Source organism: Pseudomonas sp. NPDC090203 (assembly GCF_044746765.1).
In the GTDB taxonomy this organism is placed as follows: domain Bacteria; phylum Pseudomonadota; class Gammaproteobacteria; order Pseudomonadales; family Pseudomonadaceae; genus Aquipseudomonas; species Aquipseudomonas putida_AD.
This window is the reverse complement of record NZ_JBIVCV010000004.1, coordinates 215,327-238,366: the sequence shown is the minus strand read 5'-3', so window position 1 is coordinate 238,366 and position 23,040 is coordinate 215,327. Positions and strand designations below refer to the sequence as shown.

General features: G+C 60.9%; 24 protein-coding genes. 15 read left to right on the top strand and 9 right to left on the bottom strand.

The genetic code is table 11. The annotated features are described in order from the left end of the window. Positions 1–259 precede the first annotated feature (259 nt). Together ACIPO9_RS08975 and ACIPO9_RS08970 are read left to right on the top strand one after the other, a co-directional pair. Complete coding sequence (locus ACIPO9_RS08975; protein WP_400780185.1) at positions 260–1,153, top strand: serine hydrolase domain-containing protein; 894 nt, start codon at positions 260–262, stop codon at positions 1,151–1,153. A 225-nt stretch (positions 1,154–1,378) separates the two neighbouring features. Beyond that, positions 1,379–1,915 carry a hypothetical protein gene (locus ACIPO9_RS08970; protein ID WP_274130526.1) on the top strand — a complete coding sequence of 179 codons (537 nt, stop codon included), beginning with the start codon at positions 1,379–1,381 and terminating at the stop codon, positions 1,913–1,915. On the opposite strand, the gene ACIPO9_RS08965 is transcribed toward ACIPO9_RS08970, so the two are convergent. The 6 genes from ACIPO9_RS08965 to ACIPO9_RS08940 form a co-directional block, all read right to left on the bottom strand. Then, positions 1,912–2,232, bottom strand: coding sequence for an antibiotic biosynthesis monooxygenase family protein (locus ACIPO9_RS08965; RefSeq protein WP_400780183.1), 321 nt, complete (start codon positions 2,230–2,232; stop codon positions 1,912–1,914). The two genes, ACIPO9_RS08970 and ACIPO9_RS08965, sit on opposite strands and share 4 nt — an antisense overlap. A 40-nt stretch (positions 2,233–2,272) precedes the next feature. Beyond that, positions 2,273–3,247 (bottom strand): zinc-dependent alcohol dehydrogenase family protein, encoded by a 975-nt coding sequence (locus tag ACIPO9_RS08960; RefSeq protein ID WP_400780181.1) that lies wholly within the window; start codon positions 3,245–3,247, stop codon positions 2,273–2,275. A gap of 63 nt (positions 3,248–3,310) precedes the next feature. Next, positions 3,311–3,613 (bottom strand): helix-turn-helix transcriptional regulator, encoded by a 303-nt coding sequence (locus ACIPO9_RS08955; RefSeq protein WP_274130529.1) that lies wholly within the window; start codon positions 3,611–3,613, stop codon positions 3,311–3,313. A gap of 91 nt (positions 3,614–3,704) precedes the next feature. Next, positions 3,705–4,178 (bottom strand): hemerythrin domain-containing protein, encoded by a 474-nt coding sequence (locus ACIPO9_RS08950; protein ID WP_274130530.1) that lies wholly within the window; start codon positions 4,176–4,178, stop codon positions 3,705–3,707. Between the two features lie 266 nt (positions 4,179–4,444). Beyond that, a complete protein-coding gene (locus ACIPO9_RS08945; RefSeq protein ID WP_400608239.1) occupies positions 4,445–4,774 on the bottom strand; it encodes a hypothetical protein in 330 nt (109 codons plus the stop codon). Between the two features lie 122 nt (positions 4,775–4,896). Continuing rightward, positions 4,897–6,081 (bottom strand): DUF2252 domain-containing protein, encoded by a 1,185-nt coding sequence (locus ACIPO9_RS08940; protein WP_400780179.1) that lies wholly within the window; start codon positions 6,079–6,081, stop codon positions 4,897–4,899. Between the two features lie 149 nt (positions 6,082–6,230). Here ACIPO9_RS08940 and ACIPO9_RS08935 point away from each other — a divergent pair, with 149 nt between their 5' ends. Both ACIPO9_RS08935 and ACIPO9_RS08930 read left to right on the top strand, forming a co-directional pair. Continuing rightward, positions 6,231–6,473 carry a hypothetical protein gene (locus ACIPO9_RS08935; RefSeq protein ID WP_400780177.1) on the top strand — a complete coding sequence of 81 codons (243 nt, stop codon included), beginning with the start codon at positions 6,231–6,233 and terminating at the stop codon, positions 6,471–6,473. A gap of 27 nt (positions 6,474–6,500) precedes the next feature. Then, a complete protein-coding gene (locus ACIPO9_RS08930) occupies positions 6,501–6,809 on the top strand; it encodes a hypothetical protein (RefSeq protein WP_400780176.1) in 309 nt (102 codons plus the stop codon). Between the two features lie 46 nt (positions 6,810–6,855). Here ACIPO9_RS08930 and ACIPO9_RS08925 read toward each other — a convergent pair whose 3' ends face one another. Further along, positions 6,856–8,406, bottom strand: a complete 1,551-nt coding sequence (locus ACIPO9_RS08925) for a sensor histidine kinase (RefSeq protein WP_400780174.1) — start codon at positions 8,404–8,406, stop codon at positions 6,856–6,858. 227 nt (positions 8,407–8,633) lie between these two features. Next, positions 8,634–9,038, bottom strand: a complete 405-nt coding sequence (locus ACIPO9_RS08920) for a response regulator (RefSeq protein ID WP_400780173.1) — start codon at positions 9,036–9,038, stop codon at positions 8,634–8,636. A 339-nt stretch (positions 9,039–9,377) separates the two neighbouring features. Here ACIPO9_RS08920 and ACIPO9_RS08915 point away from each other — a divergent pair, with 339 nt between their 5' ends. The 6 genes from ACIPO9_RS08915 to ACIPO9_RS08890 all read left to right on the top strand — a co-directional run bounded on the left by ACIPO9_RS08915 (position 9,378) and on the right by ACIPO9_RS08890 (position 17,309). Next, entirely contained in the window at positions 9,378–11,849 is a 2,472-nt protein-coding gene (locus ACIPO9_RS08915) for a PAS domain-containing protein (RefSeq protein ID WP_400780171.1), read from the top strand. Between the two features lie 141 nt (positions 11,850–11,990). Next, positions 11,991–12,890, top strand: coding sequence for an SDR family oxidoreductase (locus ACIPO9_RS08910; protein ID WP_400780169.1), 900 nt, complete (start codon positions 11,991–11,993; stop codon positions 12,888–12,890). After that, on the top strand, positions 12,887–14,680 hold the full coding sequence (locus ACIPO9_RS08905; RefSeq protein WP_400780167.1) for a glycoside hydrolase family 15 protein: 1,794 nt from the start codon (positions 12,887–12,889) through the stop codon (positions 14,678–14,680). The genes ACIPO9_RS08910 and ACIPO9_RS08905 overlap by 4 nt, the downstream gene beginning before the upstream one ends. Before the next feature lie 121 nt (positions 14,681–14,801). Further along, entirely contained in the window at positions 14,802–15,632 is an 831-nt protein-coding gene (gene xth / locus ACIPO9_RS08900) for an exodeoxyribonuclease III (RefSeq protein ID WP_400780166.1), read from the top strand. 51 nt (positions 15,633–15,683) lie between these two features. Then, entirely contained in the window at positions 15,684–16,448 is a 765-nt protein-coding gene (locus tag ACIPO9_RS08895; RefSeq protein ID WP_400780164.1) for an alpha/beta fold hydrolase, read from the top strand. Between the two features lie 63 nt (positions 16,449–16,511). Further along, entirely contained in the window at positions 16,512–17,309 is a 798-nt protein-coding gene (locus tag ACIPO9_RS08890; protein ID WP_400780163.1) for an SDR family NAD(P)-dependent oxidoreductase, read from the top strand. 16 nt (positions 17,310–17,325) lie between these two features. Here ACIPO9_RS08890 and ACIPO9_RS08885 read toward each other — a convergent pair whose 3' ends face one another. Continuing rightward, the gene (locus tag ACIPO9_RS08885; protein WP_400608259.1) at positions 17,326–17,544 is read right to left on the bottom strand and encodes a hypothetical protein; all 219 of its coding nucleotides are present in this window, start codon (positions 17,542–17,544) and stop codon (positions 17,326–17,328) included. A gap of 221 nt (positions 17,545–17,765) precedes the next feature. On the opposite strand from ACIPO9_RS08885, the gene ACIPO9_RS08880 reads away from it, so the two are divergent. The 5 genes from ACIPO9_RS08880 to ACIPO9_RS08860 all read left to right on the top strand — a co-directional run bounded on the left by ACIPO9_RS08880 (position 17,766) and on the right by ACIPO9_RS08860 (position 22,963). Further along, positions 17,766–18,383, top strand: coding sequence for an isochorismatase family protein (locus ACIPO9_RS08880; protein WP_274130546.1), 618 nt, complete (start codon positions 17,766–17,768; stop codon positions 18,381–18,383). Positions 18,384–18,471: 88 nt separating this feature from the next. After that, positions 18,472–19,383 carry a LysR substrate-binding domain-containing protein gene (locus tag ACIPO9_RS08875; protein ID WP_400780161.1) on the top strand — a complete coding sequence of 304 codons (912 nt, stop codon included), beginning with the start codon at positions 18,472–18,474 and terminating at the stop codon, positions 19,381–19,383. Between the two features lie 105 nt (positions 19,384–19,488). Further along, complete coding sequence (locus ACIPO9_RS08870; RefSeq protein ID WP_400780159.1) at positions 19,489–20,367, top strand: pirin family protein; 879 nt, start codon at positions 19,489–19,491, stop codon at positions 20,365–20,367. Positions 20,368–20,458: 91 nt separating this feature from the next. Further along, the gene (locus ACIPO9_RS08865) at positions 20,459–21,394 is read left to right on the top strand and encodes an alpha/beta hydrolase (protein WP_400780157.1); all 936 of its coding nucleotides are present in this window, start codon (positions 20,459–20,461) and stop codon (positions 21,392–21,394) included. Positions 21,395–21,442: 48 nt separating this feature from the next. Beyond that, on the top strand, positions 21,443–22,963 hold the full coding sequence (locus ACIPO9_RS08860; protein ID WP_400780155.1) for a GMC family oxidoreductase: 1,521 nt from the start codon (positions 21,443–21,445) through the stop codon (positions 22,961–22,963). Positions 22,964–23,040: the final 77 nt, after the last annotated feature.

Below are 23,040 nucleotides of genomic sequence, written 5' to 3'. Positions count from 1 at the left end.
CGGAATTTTGCGTCTGGCCCCGGTCCCGTAGCAGCACGGCTTGCTGGCGGGGGCGGTTTCAAGACCGCTCTCGCGGGCAAGCCCGGCTGCTACATCGTTACTCGGTGCTTCAGGAATTTGCAGTCGACCCCGATCCCGTAGCAGTACGGCTTGCCGGCGTGGCTGCCTCAGGATCGCCAACCTAACCTGGAGAATGCAGCGCAGATGACAAGCACCATCGCTGAACGCGAGGAGTTAGCCAGATAACCCAAGGGAAACCATGTTCACATCGCTCATATTGAATGGCCAGATAACCACATCCAGTCACCCCGAACTGGCGGTCCCCTGGTGGAGTTTCACCAAGACAGTCCTGGCCGCCACCGCGCTGACGCTGGTGCGGGACGGGCTGGTTGGACTGGACGATATGCTGCCCGACCAGCCTTTCACACTGCGTCAGTTACTGAGGCATGAAGCGGGCCTGGCGGACTACGGCGAACTGGGCGACTATCACGCCGCTGTCGCCAACGGTGAGCCGGCCTGGTCGGCCAGTGAAATGATGGAGCGCCTGGACGGCAGCCGGCTTCGCCATAGCCCCGGCACCGGTTGGCGCTATTCCAATGTCGGCTACATGCTCGTCGGGCGGCTGATTGAACGGCTGACGGGGCTGACACTTGATGATGCCGTCGCTCAACGGGTGCTAATGCCGCTGGAGATATCGAATGTCCGCTTCGCAAAAACGCCCGCGGATTTGCAACCGGCGCATATGGGATTCACCACCAGCTACGACCCGGGCTGGGTGTTTCATGGCCTGCTGATCGGGCCTGTTTCGCAAGCTGCCCTGTGGCTGGATCGACTCTTCACCCATGACCTTCTCCCCAGCGACCTGCTCCGGCAGATGCAGACGCCCCGAACATTGGGCGGCCCGATTCCTGGGCGGCCGTGGGTCACACCGGGTTATGGCCTGGGCCTGATGCACGGGCCGATTGCCAGCGGAATGATATTGTCCGGCCACACAGGCGGCGGGCCTGGGAGCGTCATCGCCGTCAACCGTGCCAGCGAAGGCGATGCGTTGGCTTGTTGCGCCGTGTTCGAGGCAGGTGGAAGCGAGGGAACAGTGGAACACCGGGTTGCGCAACTGTTGAGTGAAACCCTTCAGCAGGCTCCCCACCCGTAGGAGCGCGCTTGCCCGCGAAAGCGTTTCATCAGCCCACGAACCGTTGGCAGACACACCGCGGTCGCGGGCAAGCGCGCTCCTACACAGGAAGCCACCCGTCTTTGAAGGCGAACTTCGTTGAATTAATCCGCGACATCCCTCTCTCACCTACATATCGAGCAACCTGTGCAGGCCCCATGACGCCCCTGCCGTCACGTTGGACTTTCGAATGAAGGCGTACGCTCCATGAGTCACATCATCACCCAAGGCTCCAACCTCGACGCACCGACCGACGACGACGCGATCATGTTCGGCTCGTTGAAGGATCGCCTGGACTTCTACCGCAAGGAAATCCAGTACGAAACCACCATGCTTTCCGGCCGCACCAACGCCTATCTGGGTGCCCAGTCTTTCCTGGTCATCGCCTATTCATCGTCGATGGCCAACGTCAATCCCGACTGGGGCAACCTCTTCTCACTGGTGGTTTCTGTACTGCTCTCGGTGCTGGGACTGATCACCTCGCTGCATGCCTGGTCAGGGATCAAGGCGGCGTACGAAATCATCGATCACTGGTACCTCAAGCAGAGTCACCTGTTGGCCAGCCAGCCACGCATGAGCGATGTCTACGACGATTCCCCGCTGTTCGCCAAACGTGAATCCAACGAGGGCGGCTACCGCGAAGCGCTGAAGTTCTCGATGCGCGCGCCCTGGATTTTTTCCACGTTGTGGGTGGTGCTGGGCGGGTTTTCCGCGTTCATCCATCTCTTCAGCTTCAAGAGCTAGGCGCCAGGAATCGACCACCCTGACAGGCCCTCGTTGCCATTGATGTGATAGACCACCGGCTCTTGGGAAAAGAAGCTCTCAAGACCCTGCATGAACAACCGATGGTCTTCGCTCTCTTCAAAACCCGGCGTGTGATCCTCGAGCGAGCGCCAGCGCACGATCAGGTTGAATTGCTCGGGAGTCTCGATCCCCTGCGCCAGCATGTGGCCGCCGTAACCTTCTGCCCGGGTCAGCAGGTGCGCGACCTCGGCAAAGGCATTCCTGAATGCATCGATACGATCCTTTTGAACAGGGAGCAGCGCGATTTCGTAAATCATGGTGTGCCTCGTCAATGACGTGAACGGGGGGAGTGAAGGCTCAAGGGATCAGCGATGGCTCGACCGCAATCGCAATCTTGCCTCGCAGGCCGTTGTTGGGACTTTCCAGTCGGGCGTGGGCCAGCGCAATGTCGGCCAGCGAGTAGACGGCGCCCACATGAGGCCGCAACTGCCCCCGCTCAACCAGTGCGCTCAGTTCATCGAGCTTGCCGCGATTCTGCCGGGTAAACACGAAGTGATAGCTCGCGTTCTTGCCCCAGGCCTGAACCAGATTCTGCGGCTGGGCGATGTCCACGATCGACACCACGCGTCCCAGTTGGGCAAGCGCGTCGGGGCTGCGCGACAGGGTGTTGCCGCCGATGGTGTCGAACACCACATCAACCCCACGGCCATCGGTTTTGGCCATGATCACGTCGACGTAATCCTCGTTCTCATAGTCGATGACCCCATCGGCGCCCAGGCCACGCACGAAGTCGGCGTTTGCCTCGCGCACGGTGGTGAACACCCGAACCCCCATGGCTTTCGCCAACTGGATCGCCACATGCCCGACCCCGCCCGCGCCGCCGTGGATCAGAATGCTTTCCCCTACCCGCAACGCCGCCCGCACGATCAACGCTTCCCACACCGTGCCGCCCACCAGGCTCAGGCTGGCTGCCTCAAGATGACTGAGCGACGCAGGTTTTCTCGCGACGATGCTCTGGTCAGCCACGTGATACTCGGCGTAACTGCCTGCCCCTTCGAATATCTGCGGGGTGTACCAGACTTCATCGCCTGGAACGAAAGCCGTCACACCCGGCCCGACCGCTTCGACCACGCCCGAAACGTCGTGCCCGGTGATCGCCGGCAGCGGTACCAGGTCCGGGTAGTCGCCGCGTCGCACCTGGTAATCCAGCGGATTGATGGAGGTGGCGTGCACCCGAACGAGCACCTGCCCGGCTTGAGGGACAGGCTTGGGCACGTCGCACAGCTCGAACGAATCAGGCCCGCCAAATGACTTCAGTACCATCGCTTTCATGGTGAATCCTCGCATCTAGAATAAGGGATATCGAGATATCTCGATATATTGCGGTAAAAAAAACTACAGGTCTTTCCCTATGACTTCGGCAAGCGCGCCAATGGTGGCTTCATTGCGCTTGTAGTAGGTCCACTGACCGATGCGCCGAACCTCGACCAGCCCTGCCCGCTGCAGCGTCGCCAGATAGCCCGACACTGTGGACTGCGACAACCCGATACCTTCCTGAATACTGCTCACGCATACGCCGACCGTGAGAACGTCGCCTTCATCCTGAGGCGGGAAGTTCTTTACGGGATCCTTCAGGCCTTTGAGAATCTGCAGGCGCGTCGGGTTCGAGAGGGCTTTGAATATTTCGACCAGTTCCATGAGCTCAGGATATCGAGATTTACCGATATGTCAATGCGTGTTAAACACACGCAAAAACGCCCGGCAATGAGCCGGGCGCGTTGACACCGGTTTATGCAGCCAGTCCAGATAACGACGCTTTCTTGTAATCGGCTTTCATGGTTTCCATCTGCGCACCCAGCTCATCCAGTTTGGCATTGCCGAGCAGCTTTTTGGCCTGGGGAAACATCTCGGTTTCCTCTTCTTCGATATGGTGCTCCAGCAACTCTTTGACCACCTTCACCCGACCAGAAAACTCTGGCGTTGCCGGGTCTGTATTCTTGAGATCCGGAAGCACGAGCGAGTCAACTGTACGGTGCTCTTCCTTGGCCTCGTAATACATGACGTCCTGCTCTTTGGAACCCGCCTCTTTGAACGCGGGGTAGAGAATCTCTTCCTCCAGCTTGGTGTGAATGGTGATTTCCATCTCTAACTTGGCGAGCAGATCAGTGCGTTTTTTCACACCCCGCTCCGTGGACTCGCTCAACTGAGTCAGGATGGACTTGACGCGTTCGTGGTCGGCTTTGAGAAGGTCGATGGCGTTCATTTCATTTCCTCTGGTATCACGGTTGGCGAACGGGTCTGGATGCCTGTCCTGCCGGTAACTCCAGATAGATTGCAGCGGACGTGCCAGCGAGAGGATGTGAATTTCCTGCTGTGATTCAGCCGGTTACAGAAAGACTTGAATAGCGATATCGGGCGTACTGCACGAATCTGCGCGAACGGATAGTGCAAAAGCGCCGCCATACGTTAGCCGACGTCTCAAAGTGGCATTATCATGGCCCAAGGCAAAAGCTGCCGGACTGTCTCCTCCTACAGCACCTCTCGCAGATACCCCTTGATCATAGCCAGCGGAGCAGTCATGGAGTCCAGCGTCCGGGCGGCGTGAAACCCTGCCGACAGCCGTTGCAGCTCACGCCCGAGTGGCTTTTCAGCGCCGCCCATTGCTTCAAGCGCCATGAGCAGGCACTCGTTGACCTTCTGCTGGATGGCTTCGACATCTCCCCTTTTCAGCAGCAGCTCGAAGACATCGCTCTGGTAGTCGCCCATGACCAGATCGTCACGCAAGATGGGGCTTTGATCTTCAGTTTCATACGCCAGCTTGTGGCAAAAAAGAGCGACTGTTTCCAGTGCCGACTGCATAAATCAGTCCTTACAAAAATCTTTTTTCGGGGTTGAGATGACGCATACGCGCAGGATGCGTCCCCGATTGTATCAGCGCGACCCACGTCTCCCTAGCCCGTGGGCGGGCCTTGGGCGTCCGCTCAGGCATCCAAGGCATAGCGTCGACAGTGCTCCAGATAGCCCTGTTCGTGACTCCCCACCAACTGCACAACGTTCGACCACAGCCATGACGGCGCATCCAGCGTCTGGGAGCGGTTGAGTTGCAGATCCCTGATCCAGGCCGCACGGGTGCTCAAATCCATCTGCCTGGCGTGGGCATGGCCGACGACGCGGGACAGGTAGCCTGCCGCCTGGATCGCTTCCGTCTGGCTGATCTGATCCAGCTCGAGCTTCATGTCCTGGGGAAGCAGCTCGCGAACGAAGAAGCCGTTCTCCATCATGCGAGCGGCAACCATGCGATTCCCCAGCCCCGGTGACAAATGTCGCGCACCTTCCACCACCCGCCTGGCGTTATCCCGAGGCATGGAGATGCGTGGCGAACGGGGTGCAGCGGCGGCGACGGCCTGCTTCACGTCCAGCAGACAGTATTCAAGATCTTCGCCCTCGCCGATCCCGATGAGCACTGCATACCGCAGCAAGCCCAGCGAGCTGCAGCCTTTGACCCAATAGGCACAGTCCAGCATCTCCACTTTGTCGTGGTGGGAGCGGCCCTTCAACGAGGTCACCAGCGCGTGAATGTCATGGGTGGCGCACAGCTCACGCAGCGCTGATCGCTCGGCTCTGGACAGGGGCCAGAAATGCTTGCCAAGGGGGAACGTGGGCTTGGTGTTTTCGATGCGTTCCTGGGCCAGATGCTTCCAGGTACGCCGAACAGCCGTACGCATCCCGGCCTTGACTTGAGCGGGCCGTGGAGGCTCTTCTTCGACACTTTCCTCGAACGCCATCTCGTAGCCGCGCATCATTTCTTCAAGCATGCGCGCGGTGGTGACGCCAGGAAGGTCCGAGCCCCTGGCAGCCGTCGCCAAAGACAGGCCAAGCCTCACCAGGTCATGGGCCGGGTTTCCAATGACCGTCTGGTCCAGATCGCGGATGTGAATGTCGATGCCGCCCTTCAGATCGCCCGTGGGGCCAAGATTTCCGGCATGGCAATCGCCGCAGATCCACACTGGCGGGCCGCTGGGCAGACGTCGGCCGGACTGCGTGTGCAGCCAGTCGTAGAACTGCACCGTACTGCCCCTGACATAGGCATGGGCAGATCGGGCCATCTTGAGATTTCGAAGTTCGTTGAGGGGTTTCAGGCGTGCGGCGGGGCGAGGTGTTTTCATGTGCGGCCTTAAGTCGGGATTACAGCTACGACTCCCGGCACGCGGGAATGTTGCGAAATGTTTCTCCAGTCCGAAAGGGATTTCTTGAACTTAAAGCTGACCAGCAAGTCAGGTTATTCAACATCCCCTTTCTTACCACGGACGTTGCCATGCATACCTACAGCCTGCAGTACCGATTCAACGATGAACCCCGCACCCATTCCATCGAACTGCATGAGCCGGAACTCTCTGTCCACGATGCCGCAATGCACTTGTTGGAACTGCATTTCGGCGATGGCGAAAACAGCCTGATGATGCCCAATTCAGACGCTACGCCAGCGGAGATCTTGCAACAGGCAGAGCGGGTCGGCCTGACAGACATCAAGGTCGTGGCCCAGGCAGGCGGTGCCTAGTTCCCGCTCTGTTGCGAGGTACGGACCATGAATCCTGTCACGCCCGATGGCCGTTACTTCGTCGTCAAAGGCCGGCTGTGGCGCTGTTCGAACCCTGGGCTTGATGAGCAGACGCGGCAACGTCTGGTGAACGAGTTGATGGACGCCAGGCGAGCGGTGAAGGCCGCCAAGGCTTCAGGTGACCCGGACGAAATGAAGACCGCCCGCGCATCGGTCCAGACTGCCAAAGTGGCACTGGGAGAGCGCGGGCCGGTCTGGTGGGATGACGCAGCGCCAGACCTGAACAGGCACATGGTGAAGAACACGCCGTACGCGCAGTGGTATCAAGGGTTGTAGACCCATGACTCGCCAGGCCAGGCTCAAGTCTCCGGCAGCCGTCCTGTCAGAGCTTGAACCTGACCCGGATCGTGCTCACCTCAACCAGCCTGTCCACGGAAACAGCCGCATTGCCGTAGCCCGAATAGCTTTTCACCAGCCTCATACCCAAGCCGGTACCACTGGGTTTGGGGTATGACTCCGGAAAGCCGTCGCCCTGATCCGAAACCACGATGAGCGCGTGATCTTTCGCATCCTCCACACGTACGGTGATAGTGCCTTTGCCGTACTTGAGGGAGTTGGTAATCAGCTCGGAGATGACCAGGCCCAACGGGGCCATCCGTTCAGGAGGCAGCGGGACCGCGTCAACGTGCAGCACGATCTCCCTTTCCCCAAACGCCTTGCCAATGTCACATAGCAAAGCTTGCAGATATTCCGCTGCGCTCACGCTTTGTACATCGGCACTCTGGTAAAGCCGTTCATGCACAGTCGCGATTGTCACGACCCGCCCAGCCGCTGTCTGAAGCTGGATTTTCACCGCCTCCTCCACGGCCAGGTTGGCCTGAAGCAACAACAGAGTATTAACCAGATGCAGGCTGTTCTTCACCCGATGATGAATCTCCTCCAGATGGAGGTCGCTTTTCGTCAGCTTGTTGTGCTGCTGCTCGATCAGGGAGGCCAGTTCTGCTTCATGGTTTCGTCGCTCGGTGATGTCTCGCGAGACGGCGATGATCTTTTCGATTTCGCCAGACTGCCCGAAAATCGGGGCGGCGGTGACGTCCCACCACTTGGGCTGTCCTTTTGCCGTCGGGCAGTACGACTCAAAACGCACGGACTCTCCCGCCGATACACGCTGAACCGCATCGCTGACGGTATGCTGAGACTCCTCCGGCCAGAGATCCACCCAAGGCTGGCCGTAGATCCGATCGAAGCTGTCGATCTCCATCTGGCACAAGCCTGTCTCGTTGAAGAATTCGATCTCACCTCGCGCCGACAGGATCTTCACGCAGTCGGGACTGGCGTTGAGAATGCTCTCGGAATAGAGATGGTGCCCCTGCGCCTCTTCATTGGCCGCCATCCGATCGACCGCCATCGAGATGACGTTGGCGATCCCCTCCATGAACACAAGATCGGTCTCGATGAAGTCGTCACCGTCGGGACTGTCCGCTTCCAAAACTCCGTAAGGACCTGAAGTACCGCGGATCGGGACGTTGATGGCCCGTTCGATCCCGTATTTCTTGAGCAAGGACGGCGTCCTGAACCTGTGTTCCTGGCCTAGATGGTTGGATATTACAGGGCGGTCCGTCGCAAAAGCGTAGCCCGCCGGGCTTGCTTCATCTGCACCCACGCGCGCAGATCCGATATCGGACTCATCCCAACCCACCCCGTGGGCCAACAGGAAATCCCCGTCCTCAGGAACCAGCTTCAGGATCTTGGCAAAGCGTGTGTTCATGCCGCGAGCGACCGTGGCACAGGCACGGGTCAGCAAATCGTCAAGATCGGCGGCCTTGAGCGACTTGACTCCGAACTCGACAACCAATTCATGCTGCTTGCGCAGTCGGGTATGAGAGAGCTGTAACGCCGCGCGAACCGTCTCGTCAGCTGACATGTCTTGCATGGAAAGGTCCAGGGTACAAACGTTTGTGAGGGTGGCACCGGCGAAATCAATACGTTGTGCGATGAAACAGGCGCAGCATTGAGTTCTGAGGCGATAAGATCGACTTCAATCTACACAGGTGCCACTACAACGAATAGTGGTCGCGTCCTGGTGTTTACGAACGTCTTCACGATGTGCCAAACCCGGGCGGGGCTCTTTGAACCCTAAGCGGTAGCTCAGCCACTGGGTCAAGGAGTGCTGAAGCCCGACATCAGGCCACTGGCAGTATTCACCATGAGGTCAATGCTCCAGGGCTTCTGCAGAAACGCCACGCCAGGGGGCAGATCCTTACCTACTTCGCTTCCATAGCCAGTGGTGACGATTACGGGCATCTCGGGCCAGCGCTGACGGACCATGCAAGCAAGCTCCCGGCCATCCAGTTGTCCAGGGAGTGTGTAGTCGGTCACTAGCAACGCGCACACAGTCCTGGATTGCATCAGATGGATCAACGCATCATCGGCCGTCACGAATGCCTCACAATCGGCACCCAGATCCATGAACATATCGACGAGAATGCTTTGCATCAGCGCGTCGTCTTCCACGATCACCACCTTACCGGTGATTGGCTCGTAACCCGTTGCATCAGAAATCATCGTAATCCTGCTGTTATGATCTGCCCGTTATGCGCATTGCCATCAGACCTCGAGGTTCGTCGGAAATTGCTCGCACGGCGAACAATAGTTTCGCGAGAATTGTCGGCTAGAGGTTAAAGACGTCAAACAGCCGGTCGTAAGTTCCATGGAACGACTTGAGCCCCAAATGCTCAAATGGCTTAGCGAGCTGTCACTTGGCCACCCTCGCCTCGAGTTCCAAACCTTTGCGTGACACGGATCCGGATCTGCGGGCTTCGGCGTCAGTGTTGCAGATTGTTCCAGCCACAAGCGCTGATACCCTGGTTCAGCGTAAATTGTCCCCATCCCGAGAGTTCTACCGTGTTCGAAGATTCTGGCGCGAAACCTTCCATCGACTCAGGTCTGATCGGGGGCATCTACTCCCCTGCCGCTCTGGTAGAGCGGGAGAGAAAAGTTCTCGGCCAGATTGCTGCAGGCATTCCGCTCGCTGACGTCTTGAGTGAGCTGCTACTTGCCGTGGAAGCGCAGAGCACCAACATGATGGCCTCGGTTCTCTTTCTCAGCGAAGACGGGCAGTACATGCTGCACGGGGCCGCGCCGAGTCTGCCGGCGGTGTACAACGAAGCCATCCATGGCATTGCGATCGGAGAAGGGATCGGGTCTTGCGGTACCGCAGCGGCACGCGGCACTCCGGTGTATGTGAATGACATCGCCTGCGATCCGCTCTGGGAAGGTTACGCGGAGCTCGCCCTGTGCCACGGCCTGCGCTCCTGCTGGTCGATGCCGATCAAGGCGGCAGATGGTACCGTGCTTGGCACCTTTGCCGTCTACTACGTTGAACCCCGCGCGCCCACGGCAGGTGATATCGAAGCCATCTCGGTGATTGCTCAAACCGCCGCGCTCGCCATCGAAAGACACCGCTCAGACCAGAGGCTGCGCCGCAGCCAGGAAGCCCTGTGGGAACTCAACACCACCCTTGAGAGCAAGGTCAATGAACGCGCCACGGAGCGTAGCCGGACCTGGTTGCTGAGCCCTGATCTTCTGTCAGTGATCGGCGCTGACGCAAGGATTGAAGCGGCCAACCCTGCCTGGACAATCGTGTTGGGGTGGTCGCCGGAAGAGCTCCAGACGGACCTCTTCTCCCTCGTACACCCGGACGACCTGCCCGCGACGCGAGGCATTCTGTCTGCAGCGGCCAATGGACGCCCCGTCTCACGGTTCCAAAACCGCTACCGGCACCGCGACGGAGGTTATCGCTGGCTGGCGTGGGTCGCGGTGCTGGAAGACGGCAAGATCTATTGCACTGCGCGGGACATCACCGCAGAGCGCGAGCAGGCAGCCGCCCTGGCCACGCGCACCAGAGAGCGGGACCGCGCCTGGGGCCTCTCGCAGGAGCTTCTGGTGATCGCCTCCCCCGAAGGCAAGCTGGTGGCGGTCAACGCGCGCTGGAGCGAACAACTGGGATGGTCGGAGCAGGAACTGCTCGGCGCCAATTTCGCCGACTACACCCATCCCGAGGACCTGGTGGCAACCATTGCAGTCTTCCAGGGTATTTTCCACGCCCCGCTCACCGTGCCCTATGAATACCGGCTGCGGCACAAGGACGGATCTTACAAATGGTTCAGCTGGACAGGCACCTTTGAAGACGGCCTCGTCTATGCAGCCGGCCGCCACGTGACGACAGAGCGCGAGCAGGCGGAGGCGTTGCGCCAATCGCAGAAGATGGAGGCGGTAGGTCAATTGACGGGAGGCGTCGCCCACGACTTCAACAACCTGCTGACGGTTATCCGGTCTTCGACCGACCTTCTGATGCGGCCTGCCCTCACGGATGAACGACGGCTCAGGTACGTCACGGCCATCTCGGAAACGGTGGATCGCGCCGCAAGGCTCACCGGACAGTTGCTGGCCTTCGCCCGCAGGCAAGCCCTGCAACCCGAAGTGTTCAGTGTCTGCGACAACGTGCGGGCGATCAGCAGCATGATGGGGACGTTGACTGGCTCACGCATCGATACCCTGATCGAGCTGTCTGATTCGCCCTGCTTTGTCGATGCCGACCCCAACCAGTTCGATACCGCGCTGGTGAACATGGTCGCCAATGCACGGGATGCAATGCTGGGAGAAGGCAAACTTTCGATAGCCGTCCGGGCTGTGGAATCGATGCCCTCGGTCAGGCTTCACCCTGCGCTGCAAGGGCCGTTTGTGGCGGTGTCCATCAGCGACACGGGTTCGGGCATTCCGGTCACGCACCTGGAACAGATCTTCGAGCCTTTCTACACCACCAAAGGGGTGGGTGAAGGCACAGGCCTGGGCCTGAGCCAGGTGTTCGGCTTTGCCAAACAGTCTGGCGGCGAAATCGCCGTGGCCAGCGATGTGGGCCATGGCACCACATTCACCCTGTACCTTCCTCGAGTCGCTGCGCAGCACCCCGCCCCGCAACCCCCGGAATCTCCCGTAGCCCTTGAAGAGGGCCATGGCACCTCTGTGCTGGTGGTGGAGGACAACCCTGATGTCGGCACCTTTGCCGTTCAGGCCCTCTCTGAGCTTGGGTATCGGCCAGTCCTCGCTGCCACCGCGCTTGCGGCGCTGGATGAGCTGAAAGCCGGAGCAGACCGGTTTGATGTGGTGTTCTCGGACGTCGTCATGCCGGGCATGAGCGGCATCGAACTGGCCCATGAACTTCGCAAACACTACCCCGGCCTGCCGGTGGTGCTGACATCCGGCTACAGCCACGTGCTTGCTCAGAACGGGTCGGCCGGCTTCGAGCTTCTGCACAAGCCGTATTCGATCGATCAGCTGTCTCGCGTGCTATTGAAGGCGGCCGCCAAAAGGTAGAGTGCCGGGGTCAGTTCTGAGCGGGTTCCTGATCGGGAAGCAGAAAGACTGAACGTTTTGCCATTGCGGCCCATCGGACATTAGGACTCAAGTTGGCGCAAACGCCATCAGATCCTTCAATGATTCGCAGGAGAATGCGTAATGGCGACCGAAAACCAATTCGCGATGCAAAACCCGCTGACCCAATACCCACAACCTGAATTCCCCAGGCAACCCCAGACCCCGCCAGGCACGGTGCATGAAATGCAGCCCGCCGCGGACCATGGCGAAACCAGTTACAAAGGGTTTGGCAGGCTGGCAGGTCGCAAAGCGCTGATCACCGGGGCAGACTCCGGCATAGGCCGCGCGGCCGCTATTGCCTACGCCCGGGAAGGCGCCGACATCGCCCTCAACTACTTGCCGGAAGAAGAAGCTGACGCCCGGGAAGTGGTCGCTCTGATCGAAGCCGAAGGACGCAAGGCGGTGTGCATCCCGGGTGACCTGAAAAGTGAAGCGTTCTGCAAAGAGTTGGTCAGCAAAGCATCGGAAGGCCTGGGCGGTCTGGACATCCTGGTCAACGTGGCCGGCAAGCAGATCGCGCAGAAATCCATCGCCGATCTCACCACTGAACAGTTCGATGAAACATTCAAGACCAACGTCTACGCCCTGTTCTGGATCTGCAAGGCTGCCCTGCCCTTGCTCAAGCCTGGCGCGACCATCATCAACACGGCATCGATTCAGGCCTATCAGCCCTCGGAAACGCTGCTGGACTACGCCCCGACCAAATCAGCCATCGTCGCCTTCACCAAGGCGCTGGCAAAACAGGTCATCAGCCAGGGCATTCGCGTCAATGCGGTAGCGCCCGGCCCGTTCTGGACGCCGTTGCAACCCAGTGGCGGCCAGCCTCAAGAGAAGATTCCCACATTTGGCTCCGAGACGCCTATGGGCCGTCCGGGTCAGCCCGCCGAATGCGCCCCGATCTACGTGCTGCTGGCCAACCAGGAGTCGAGCTACATCACTGGCGAAGTGTTCGGCGTAACCGGCGGTAACCCACTTCCATGAGTGTCCAGCGCACCATCTCGCCCCGTGAGAATGGCTACGTACCTCTGGACCAGTACATTGCCCTGGGTGACGGTCGATCCGTCGCCCTGTCGGCAACCGATGGCTCCATTGACTGGTGGTGCGCGCCCAACATGGACTCGCCACCGCTGTTTGACCGGGTGTTGAGTGCCGGCAAGGGTGGCTTTTTCAGCCTGACGCCGCGCGAGGCCTTCACCATCGAGCGTGATTATCTGCCCGACAGCAACGTTGCCTGCACGACCTTCACCACGGCTTCAGGAAGTGTGCGTCTGACGGAGTCGCTCAACAGCGGCAATGCCGGGCGCTTGCCCTGGAGTGAATTGGCGCGGCGCCTGGAGGGCGTCGAAGGCGAAGTCGAGTTTGATCTGGTGTTCAGGCCAGGCACCCGTGCCGACACTGCAAGCCCATGGATTCAGGACACTCAGCACGGCAAGGTGTTTCACATCGCTACCTTGATGGTGATGCTGCGCACCAGCCCCGAGGTTGAGATCACCGAGTACACCGATCGCCTGGTGAGGGCACGCTTCACGGTCGGCGCCGGGCGGCGAGTGACGCTGGCTCTGCTCGCCTCTGAGGACGAGCCGTTCGCGGTCCCCACTCTGGAGCAGATCGACGCCCGGATCGATTTGAGCGACGGCGCCTGGCGCGACTGGACCAAAACGCTGGACTTCACCGGCGCCTACGCCACCGAGGTGCGACGCTCAGCCCTTGCGCTGAAGCTGCTGCTCTACTCGCCAAGCGGGGCTATCGCCGCTGCCGCAACCAGCTCGCTACCGGAAAAAATCGGCTCCGACCGTAACTATGATTACCGCTATGCCTGGGTGCGCGATGCGGCGTACACGATCAAGGCCCTGCTGCGGGTCGGCGCGCTGCAGGAGGCCAAGGCTGCATTCGCCTGGCTCATCGGGGTGATTCGCAAGCACGGGCCACGCATGCATGTGTGTTACACCCTCGACGGTGATCGAGTGGACGACGTTCAGGAAATTCCTCTGTCAGGCTACATGGACAGCCGCCCTGTCGTGATCGGCAACTCGGCGTACGATCAACTGCAACTGAGCCTGTATGGAGACATTCTCGAAACCGCTTCGCTGTTTGTCGCCAAAGGTCATCTGCTCGACGAGGGCACGGCGCAATTGCTGCACAGCCTTGCCGATCAGTGCGCGGATGAATGGCAGACGCCTGACGCAGGCATCTGGGAGTTGCCGGAACAACGCCACTACACCATCTCGAAGATCGGCTGCTGGGTGGCCCTGGACCGCGCCAGCAAACTGGCCGACGCCGGCCAGATTCCCGACGGCAAAGCCCAGCGCTGGGCCAGGGAGCGCGACAGGATTCGCGACTGGATCGACGAGCACTGCTGGTCCGAGCGCAAGCAGTCCTACACCATGTATGCCAATACCGACCGCCTCGATGCGTCCGTGCTGCTGGCTGCGCGGTTTGGATTCGAACGCGTGGACCGGGTCGTCCTCACCCGCGAAGCAGTCGCCCGGGAATTGTCGCGGGGCCCGTTGATCTTTCGCTACACCGGCGCCGAAGGAAAGGAAGGGTGCTTTCTCGCCTGCTCGTTCTGGCTGGTGGAAGCCTACGCGTTGCTGGGCCAGCGAGAACAAGGCCAGCACATACTGGAGGCATTGTTGAAACGGATCACGCCTAGCCATGGCGTGATGGCGGAAATGCTCGACCCCGATTCCGACCTGCCCCTTGGGAATTTCCCCCAGGGGCTCAGCCATTTGACACTGATACACGCAGCCCTGGCGTGCAACGGCGAATGACCTCGACAGCCTCGCCGATTCCCGCCGTTGTCTGGCAAGACTCACGCCGGCGATAAATCGCGAACTCCGTCACTCGCAAACCCTCAGATAAATAGGCTCGGACTAGTCGAAGGTGCGCAGAGTGGAAAACCTGAAGATCGCCACGTTCAACGTCAACGGCATCGGCGCCCGCCTGCCCAATCTGTTGCAGTGGCTGGACCGCGAGCAGCCTGACATCGTCTGTTTGCAGGAGCTCAAGGCACCGGACAAGGCGTTCCCGGCCAGCGACCTCGAAGCCGCAGGCTATGGCGCTGTGCACCTGGGCCAGACCTCGTGGAACGGCGTGGCCATCCTGGCCCGTGACTCCGAACCCCAGCTGATCCAGAAGGGCTTGCCAGGCGAGGAGGCGGATACCGAGGCGCGCTACATCGAAGCAGCGGCCCACGGCGTGATTGTCGCCTGCCTGTACCTGCCCAACGGCAACCCTCAGCCCGGGCCAAAGTTCGACTACAAGCTGCGCTGGTTCGAACACCTGATCGAGCACGCGAAATCATTGCACGCCAGTGAACACCCTGTCGTACTGGCCGGGGATTTCAATGTGGTGCCGACGGACGAAGACATCTACAACCCGCGCTCCTGGCTCAAGGACGCCCTGCTCCAGCCTGAGAGCCGGGAATGCTACAGCCGCCTGCTGGCTCAAGGCTGGATCGACTCGGTGCGGCACCTGTATCCGGACGAACGCGTCTACACCTTCTGGGATTACTTCCGTCAGCACTGGCAGAAAAACTCCGGCCTGCGCATCGACCACCTCCTGCTCAATCCAGCCCTGGCGCCTCGTCTGCAGGATGCCGGTGTCGACGCCTGGGTGCGCGGCGAAGAGCATCCAAGCGATCACGCGCCGACCTGGATTCGTCTCGGGGGTGCTGAAAACAAGCCTGCGAAGAAGACCCGCAAGACGAGTGGATCCGTTTGAACTTTGGCAGTCTCGCATCGCTCAACTAGCAAACATCCACGAGTAACCGTCATGCTCCCGCATAGCATTCAAGGTCATGGGTCACCGGCGTTCGTCCTCATGCATTTTCTGGGTGGCTCGCATCGCACCTGGTCGCCAACCCTTCCCTACCTTGACCGCACGCATCTGTGCGTGGCACTGGACACGCCAGGTTTCGGTGATGCGGTACACGTTGAAGGCTACAGCGTGGAAGCGATGGCTGACCATGTGGATCGCTCAATCCGCGAGTTGGGCCTGACCGATTGCGTATTGGTGGGCCACTCCATGACAGGCAAGGTCGCGGTGGTCCTGGCGTCCCGACATCCCGCCTACCTGCGGGGCCTGGTGCTGGTCGCCCCCTCTCCTCCCGGCCCGCAGCCGATGACTGACAGTGAGCGTGACGAACAGCGTGCCTACGATAAAAGCCGGCCTGCCGCCGAGGCGTTCGTGGATGACTCCAGCGCCGTTCGGCTTCCCGATCACCTCAGGGAAATCGCCATCGCCGATGCCGAGCACGTCAACCTGGCCGCGTGGCGCGCCTGGGTTGACCATGGCAGCCGTGAAGACTGGAGCAGCCGCCTGGGGACGATGAATTATCCCGTGCTGCTGATCTGCGGCGGGGCCGACCAGCAAGTGCCCGGCCCTGACGAGCAACGCGCAACCACGCTTGAAGCCTTCCCGCACAGTCAGCTGGAAGTCATTCCCGAGGCCGGGCATCTGATGCCGCTGCAAACACCCCAGGCCCTGGCAAAGCTGATGCTTGCCTTCGCCAGGCGCATCGCACCTGGCGATCAATGAACACGCGCCCCTTGGGCACTTGCATGCCGAGCTGTCGGCACCATCAGTAACAACGAGGTGATTATGGATCTGGGAATCAAAGGCCGCGTCGCGCTGATCACGGGTGCGAGCGGAGGGATCGGGCTGGCCACTGCCAGGCAACTGAGCGAAGAAGGCGTGCTGCTGGTGTTGAGTGACATCAAGCAGGACAAGCTGGAAGAGGCCTATGCGGGCTTGAACATAGACGCCCTCTTCGTCGCCGCCGACATGACCCGGCAAGATCAGGTCGAACGCGTCGTCAGCCAGGGCCGGGCGAAGTTCGGCAAGATCGACATCGTGGTCCACACGGCCGGCGTCACGGGCGCCAAGGGCGACCCGCTGGAGTTGTCTGACCAGGACTATCTGGAAGCCTGGAACACTGACTTCTTCTCCGCCGTGCGAGTTGCACGCGCCACGATCCCTGACATGCGCACCCGCGGCTGGGGCCGCTTCGTGTGCATCACCTCGGAAAATGCCACGCAGCCCTATTGGGAAGAAGCGGTCTACAACACCGCCAAGGCATCGCTGGCGGCCTTCATCAAGAATCTGTCGTACAAGGAAGCTGCCCATGGCGTGCTGTGCAACACCGTGGCCCCGGCCTTTATCGAAACGCCCATGACTGACGGCATGATGAAAAAGCGGGCCCAGGAAATGGGCGTGTCGTTCGACGAGGCGATCAAAAGCTTCCTCGATGAGGAGCGCCCGGGCATTGTGCAGAAGCGCCGTGGCAAGCCGGAAGAAGTCGCGGCGGCCATTGCATTGTTGGTGTCGGACCGCGCCTCGTTCATCAACGGCAGCAATCTGCGGGTCGATGGCGGTTCGGTGCAGGCGTTGCAGAACTGATCAACGCCTGCCCATTTCAATCAACACGCGAACCCGTGACTGACAGGGTCGAACGTCCTGCGACCCCGGGTTCGCTGTGCTCTACTGCCGGGCCCAGCAATCGGTAGTGGTGCATATGAAACCTGCTTTCGTCACCGCGCCCGTCCATCTGGGCCCGCAGCGCACTTTCCAGATGCCACTCACGTATGCGACGCAAACTCTCGACTTGCCGTTTTGATCGGGTATTGCTGGTCATCAGGCTCTCCTTGCCAGTCACCATGGGGACTTACAGGTAAGGCAGGGGCTCTTGGCAAAGGTTCGGAAAATTTCCCGCCTGATGAGATCGTCCAACAGGTTAGAAGCTGAGTTCGGGTTTCATGGGCTTCTGAGAGCGTTCCTTAAGCCGTAGCTTCTGTTCCACCACGACCACAAACGCGGTCGCCGGATGAAACCATTTCTACTCAAGAGGATGATGAAATGAGCCTACGCACCTATGAACCGCTCACCGCCGACAACGCCGCCCTGGTTCTGGTCGACCATCAGGTGGGACTGATGACCGGCGTTCGTGACTACTCCACTGGCGAGCTGAAGCACAATGTGGTGGCGCTCGCCAAGGCGGCACTGGCGCTGAAGCTGCCAATTGTCGTGACCACCACGGCGCGGGACAGCATGTGGGGGCCGACCTTCCCCGAACTGGTCGAGGCACTGCCCGGCATCGAAATCATCGACCGCTCCTCGGTCAACGCTTACGACGATGACCGCGTGGCCAGCGCCATCGAAGCCACCGGGCGCAGGAAGCTGATCTTCGCTGGCATCTCGCTTGAGGTCTGCGCCGCATTTCCGGCCATGACCGCCGTGTCGCGGGGTTACGATGCCTACGTCGCAGTCGATGCGTCCGGGACATTCAGCGACACCAAGCACCAGGTCGGCCTGTTGCGCATGATGCAGGCAGGGGTGATTCTGTCGGACTACGCGACCCTGATGGTCGAGATCCTCAAGGACAACGGCAGACCCGAAGCAGGGCCCGTCTATGGCGCGCTGGACATGCCATGGGCAACGCTGGTCGGGCAGATAGCCTCGGCCTACCGTGGCTGAAAACTCCCTATAACGTCTCTGGAACAACCCGCAATTTACCGGCACACTCCCACCTCAGCGTCCAACCAGACGAACGATGAGGTGACGAGTGCTGGATCTCAACGACTTCTTTTTCTTTGTCCATGTGGTCGACCGGGGCGGCTTCACCGCAGCCGGTCGAACCCTGCAGATTCCCAAATCCACCCTCAGCCACCGCATCCAGCAACTGGAAACCAACCTGGGCGTGCGCCTGCTCAACCGCACCTCTCGCAAATTCGGGATGACGGACGCCGGGGCGGAGTTCTACCAGCACGCCGTGGCCATGCTGCGCGAGGCGGAGCTTGCCGAAAGCACCATCAGGCACCGCCTGACCGAACCCACCGGCACCATTCGTTGCACGGCGGGCAACGCGACGATGCAATATGCGATGTCGGAAATCATCGCTGACTTCCTCGCTCAATACCCCAAGGTCAACGTCGTGTCCCATGCGGCAGACCGCACCGTGGATATCGTCGGTGAGAACTACGACGTTGCGGTGCGTGCCCATTCCGGTCCATTGCCTGACTCGGATCTGGTGCAGCGCACGCTGGCGCCGGCACCCTGGTTCCTGTTCGGCGGGGCGGCCTATCTGGACGCCAACGGGGAGCCCCGGACCCCTCAGGATCTGCACAGACATCCCGCATTGTTCATGGCCCGGTCGGGCGTAGCCCCGGTATGGCGCCTGCGTCATGCCCATCACGCCAACGAGGAAGTGGTCATCCCCCTGGAACCACGGCTTCAGAGCGACGACATGACCGGCTTGCAGCATGCCGCTATCAGTGGCCTGGGCATTGTGGCGTTGCCGGGTTATGTCTGCCGGGCGGCGGTGCGATCAGGGGCCTTGCGACGGGTGCTGCCGGAATGGCTTGCGGGGGACTCCACCATCACGGCGCTCATTCCGTGCCGGCAGGGGCTGCTGCCGTCGGTGCGCGCCTTCCTCGACCATCTGGCCCGGGAGTTTCCGAAAAAGGTGCTGATGTAGATCGTCCATGAGGCTGGACGTTGAGTCCCGAAAACAACGGCTTCTCGGGATCCGGGTTCACCTCTAGATTGGCCTTCGACACGACGCCAATCAGAGGGCTGCACCATGAATCACATCGCCACGCTTGAACCCGACATGCTCGTTGATCAACGACTGGGCGCAGTCGTTCCGGGCGTCACTCACACAATCGGTGAAGGCTTCACGGCGCTGCACTTTTCAGAAGAAATGTTCGCCACGCGCATGGATCCGCTGCTGATGGTGGACCACTTCGTGATGACCGCCCCCACCTTCGCGCCTCATCTGCACGCCGGTATCTCTGCGGTGACCGCGCTGTTCGAAGATTCACAGGGCGATTTTCTGAACCGCGACACCCTGGGTCATAACCTGGCCCTCAAGGCCGGTGATCTTTACTGGCTGGCAGCCGCCAGCGGCGCGGCCCATGAAGAAACCCCGGCGGCCAACGCCCGCGTCCACGCATTGCAACTGTTCGTCAATCTGCCGGCTCATCTCAAGCAGGCACCGGCGCGCACCCTTCACGTCACGGATGAGCAGGTCCCTGTGATTCACGGGCCGGGGCATCGTGTGCGAGTGGTGCTGGGCCGCAGTGGCGAGTCAACAGGCGCCGAAGGCACACCCGAGCCACTGACCCTGCTTGATGGTTTTCTGCAAGCGAACAGCGCCTTCACTCATGTGCTGCCCGAGGGGATGCAGGCCTGGATCTATGCAGTCAACGGTAACCTGGTCCTTCACTGCCAGGCCGAAGAACGCAATATTGCTGCCGGTCACGCCACCACTGTGAGCGCCGGTTCCCGCATCGAACTGGCGATGACTGCAGGCGAGGCGTGCCACTTCGTGCTGATCGCAGGCAAACCCATCGGCGAGCCCTTCATCAAACGCGGCCCGCTGGTGATGAGCACCGAGGAAGACATCCGACGAACCCTCGCCAAGTACGCCAATGGCGGTTTCGGACAGATTCCCGCCTGATTCACGCCTGATCGCAATGCAATCCCGCCGCGCGGCCTCCTGACCGCGTGCAGGGGACCCTTTGCCCTCAACTTCATGCAGGTGACCGAACATGACCCACATCCTTGCCCCGGAACGCTTCACCACGCTGCACATTTCGCCTGAAGAGCGCCAGCGTGAATACGCCCTGCGGGAACAGTTCGCGCGGTTCTGGGCGACCACTCCAGGGGAGCCCAGAGCCGTTTATGACGCCTTCATCGGCGCCACGCCACTGGCGACCGGTACGACCCTGCACGCCATCGATGCCCCAGGCGCGAGTGGCTGGTGGGTGGCTCCCGTCGACGCCCTGCCCGGCCAGGTCCTGTTGTACCTGCATGGAGGCGGATACGTTCAAGGAAGCGCAGCGGCCTATCGCGGTTTTGTCAGCCAGATCGCCCGACGGACCCGCACCGCAGCGCTGGTCATCGATTACCCGCTCGCCCCTGAAAACACGTTCCTTCAGGCCACCGACGCCGCACTGGCAGCCTGGCGCTGGCTGATCGATCAGGGCTACTCACGCATCGCACTGGTGGGTGATTCAGCGGGAGGCGGCCTGGCGCTGTCGACACTGGCCAGCCTCTCCCAATCTGCCGAAGCCATTGCGCCGCTGGCCGGCGTGGTCTTTTCACCCTGGGTCGATCTGACCTTCAGTGGCGCTTCCATGACCGATCCAAACGTGGAAGACCCGCTGATCGGCCATGAGTATCTGAAGCAATGCGCCCGTCACTACCTGGCCGGAGCCGATCCAGCGGATCCGCGAGCCTCGCCCCTGTTTGCCTCACTCGAAGGCCTGCCGCCGCTGCTGATCCAGGCCGGATCCGACGAGCGCCTGCTGGATGACTCACGCCAGTTCGCGGCGCGTGCGAGAAGCGCTGGCGTGCAGGTCGACCTGGAAATCTGGGAAGGCATGCATCACGTGTTTCAGCTTGACCTTGCCCATCTGCACAGCAGCGCCAGCGCCCTTGATCGCACCGCCGGCTTTCTGCGCGGCGCCTTCAACGCGGCCTGACCTCATTCATCCATCAGAACAAACGCCCTGAAAACAAGGAGAAAGACCATGGCAACTGAACAGACGCTGAAACAGACATTCGACGTTATCATCGTGGGCGGAGGCTCTGCCGGGGCAGTGCTCGCCAACCGTTTGAGCGCGGACTCGTCATGCAGGATCCTGCTGCTCGAGGCCGGGCACGCCTACGCCCCATCCGAGTACCCGGACGTGCTCGCCAACGCCAATCGGGTCGGCGGTGATACGGCACACGACTGGGGTTACCACACCTCGGATCATGCGGGGCTGGGGCACGACGTCAACGCGTTGCGCGGCAAGGTGCTAGGGGGCAGTTCGGCGGTGAACGCCGCCGTGGCCATGCGTGCACGTGCCGCAGATTTCGACAACTGGACGCGCAAAGGCATCAAGGGCTGGTCCTTCGATGACGTCTTGCCGGTCTACAAGGCGCTTGAAAACACGCCCAGCGGAGACGACGCCTGGCACGGGCGCTCGGGCCCTTTCCCGATCCGCCAACGCAGCATGGAAGAAAATACCCCGTCGATGCAGGCGTTCGCCCTCGCCTCTGAAGCGGCCGGCCTCAAGCGCATCAGCGACTTCAACGGCGCCGAGCAAAACGGCGTCTCGCCCTACCCGCTGAACGTGGTGGACGGCCAACGCATCAATACCGGCATGGCCTACCTGACTGACGACATTCGCCGTCGCCCGAACCTGACCATCCTGGGCAATGCAGAAGTGGACCTGGTCACGTTCGAAGGTCAGCAGGCCACCGGCGTACGCCTCATCGATGGCCAGACACTGTCGGCGCAGCGAGTGATCCTCTCGGCAGGCGCATTCGGCAGCCCGGCCATTCTTCTGCGTTCGGGTATCGGCCCAGCAGCCCACCTTGCCGAGCTGGACATCCCGCTTGTCGTCGATGCGCCGGTGGGTGAAACACTCAAGGAGCATCCGTTCTATTATAACGTGTACGCCCTGAAGCCGGAAACCAACTCGATGACACCGGCTGCCGGCGCGATCATCTGGACGCGCTCAAGCGAGGCGCAAGGCGACGCACTGGATCTGCACATCTCCGGGACACACATCTTCGACCCTGCGCAAAGCCCCACCGGGGGCGCCATCGTGCTGGCGTGCGCCGTCACCTTGCCCAGGTCCGTCGGCTCGGTGCGCCTGGCCAGCCGCGATCCGCGAGTGGCCCCGGTCATCCGCTATAACTTCTTCCAGGACCCCAGCGACCTGCGGCGCATGATGGAAGCCGTCAAGCTGTCCCGACGCATTGGCAGGACAGCGCCCTTCAGCGACACCGTCGCATTCGAAATGACCCCTGGGGCCGAGATTCAGGACGATGAAGCGTTGAAGCAGGCAATCATCGCATCGGTGGACGGTTATGCTCACCCGACTTCCACGGTGCCCATGGGCGCCAGCGATGACCCCGCCGCCGTGGTCGACGAGAACGGCGCCGTGCGGGGAGTCAGCGGCCTGCATGTGGTGGATGCGTCGATCATGCCGGAGATCCCTTCGGTCGCGACCAACGTGACCACCATCATGATTGCCGAGGCCATCAGCAGACGGCTTTGACGCCCACTTTTCCTGGGGGGCGGGCCATCGCGGAAGACTCGGATTCGCGGTGGCCGCAAGGCCTTTTCTAAAGGTCG

Excerpts from the sequence above, each read along its gene's own strand:
- ACIPO9_RS08905 (WP_400780167.1), top strand. The coding sequence starts at position 12,887 with ATGAGTGTCCAGCGCACCATCTCGCCCCGTGAGAATGGCTACGTACCT.
- ACIPO9_RS08865 (WP_400780157.1), top strand. The coding sequence starts at position 20,459 with ATGACCCACATCCTTGCCCCGGAACGCTTCACCACGCTGCACATTTCG.
- ACIPO9_RS08910 (WP_400780169.1), top strand. The coding sequence starts at position 11,991 with ATGGCGACCGAAAACCAATTCGCGATGCAAAACCCGCTGACCCAATAC.
- ACIPO9_RS08960 (WP_400780181.1), bottom strand. The coding sequence starts at position 3,247 with ATGAAAGCGATGGTACTGAAGTCATTTGGCGGGCCTGATTCGTTCGAG.
- ACIPO9_RS08970 (WP_274130526.1), top strand. The coding sequence starts at position 1,379 with ATGAGTCACATCATCACCCAAGGCTCCAACCTCGACGCACCGACCGAC.
- ACIPO9_RS08885 (WP_400608259.1), bottom strand. The coding sequence starts at position 17,544 with ATGACCAGCAATACCCGATCAAAACGGCAAGTCGAGAGTTTGCGTCGC.
- ACIPO9_RS08975 (WP_400780185.1), top strand. The coding sequence starts at position 260 with ATGTTCACATCGCTCATATTGAATGGCCAGATAACCACATCCAGTCAC.
- ACIPO9_RS08950 (WP_274130530.1), bottom strand. The coding sequence starts at position 4,178 with ATGAACGCCATCGACCTTCTCAAAGCCGACCACGAACGCGTCAAGTCC.
- ACIPO9_RS08930 (WP_400780176.1), top strand. The coding sequence starts at position 6,501 with ATGAATCCTGTCACGCCCGATGGCCGTTACTTCGTCGTCAAAGGCCGG.
- ACIPO9_RS08945 (WP_400608239.1), bottom strand. The coding sequence starts at position 4,774 with ATGCAGTCGGCACTGGAAACAGTCGCTCTTTTTTGCCACAAGCTGGCG.
- ACIPO9_RS08860 (WP_400780155.1), top strand. The coding sequence starts at position 21,443 with ATGGCAACTGAACAGACGCTGAAACAGACATTCGACGTTATCATCGTG.
- ACIPO9_RS08870 (WP_400780159.1), top strand. The coding sequence starts at position 19,489 with ATGAATCACATCGCCACGCTTGAACCCGACATGCTCGTTGATCAACGA.
- ACIPO9_RS08880 (WP_274130546.1), top strand. The coding sequence starts at position 17,766 with ATGAGCCTACGCACCTATGAACCGCTCACCGCCGACAACGCCGCCCTG.
- ACIPO9_RS08890 (WP_400780163.1), top strand. The coding sequence starts at position 16,512 with ATGGATCTGGGAATCAAAGGCCGCGTCGCGCTGATCACGGGTGCGAGC.
- ACIPO9_RS08925 (WP_400780174.1), bottom strand. The coding sequence starts at position 8,406 with ATGCAAGACATGTCAGCTGACGAGACGGTTCGCGCGGCGTTACAGCTC.
- ACIPO9_RS08965 (WP_400780183.1), bottom strand. The coding sequence starts at position 2,232 with ATGATTTACGAAATCGCGCTGCTCCCTGTTCAAAAGGATCGTATCGAT.
- ACIPO9_RS08920 (WP_400780173.1), bottom strand. The coding sequence starts at position 9,038 with ATGATTTCTGATGCAACGGGTTACGAGCCAATCACCGGTAAGGTGGTG.
- ACIPO9_RS08955 (WP_274130529.1), bottom strand. The coding sequence starts at position 3,613 with ATGGAACTGGTCGAAATATTCAAAGCCCTCTCGAACCCGACGCGCCTG.
- ACIPO9_RS08940 (WP_400780179.1), bottom strand. The coding sequence starts at position 6,081 with ATGAAAACACCTCGCCCCGCCGCACGCCTGAAACCCCTCAACGAACTT.
- ACIPO9_RS08895 (WP_400780164.1), top strand. The coding sequence starts at position 15,684 with ATGCTCCCGCATAGCATTCAAGGTCATGGGTCACCGGCGTTCGTCCTC.
- ACIPO9_RS08935 (WP_400780177.1), top strand. The coding sequence starts at position 6,231 with ATGCATACCTACAGCCTGCAGTACCGATTCAACGATGAACCCCGCACC.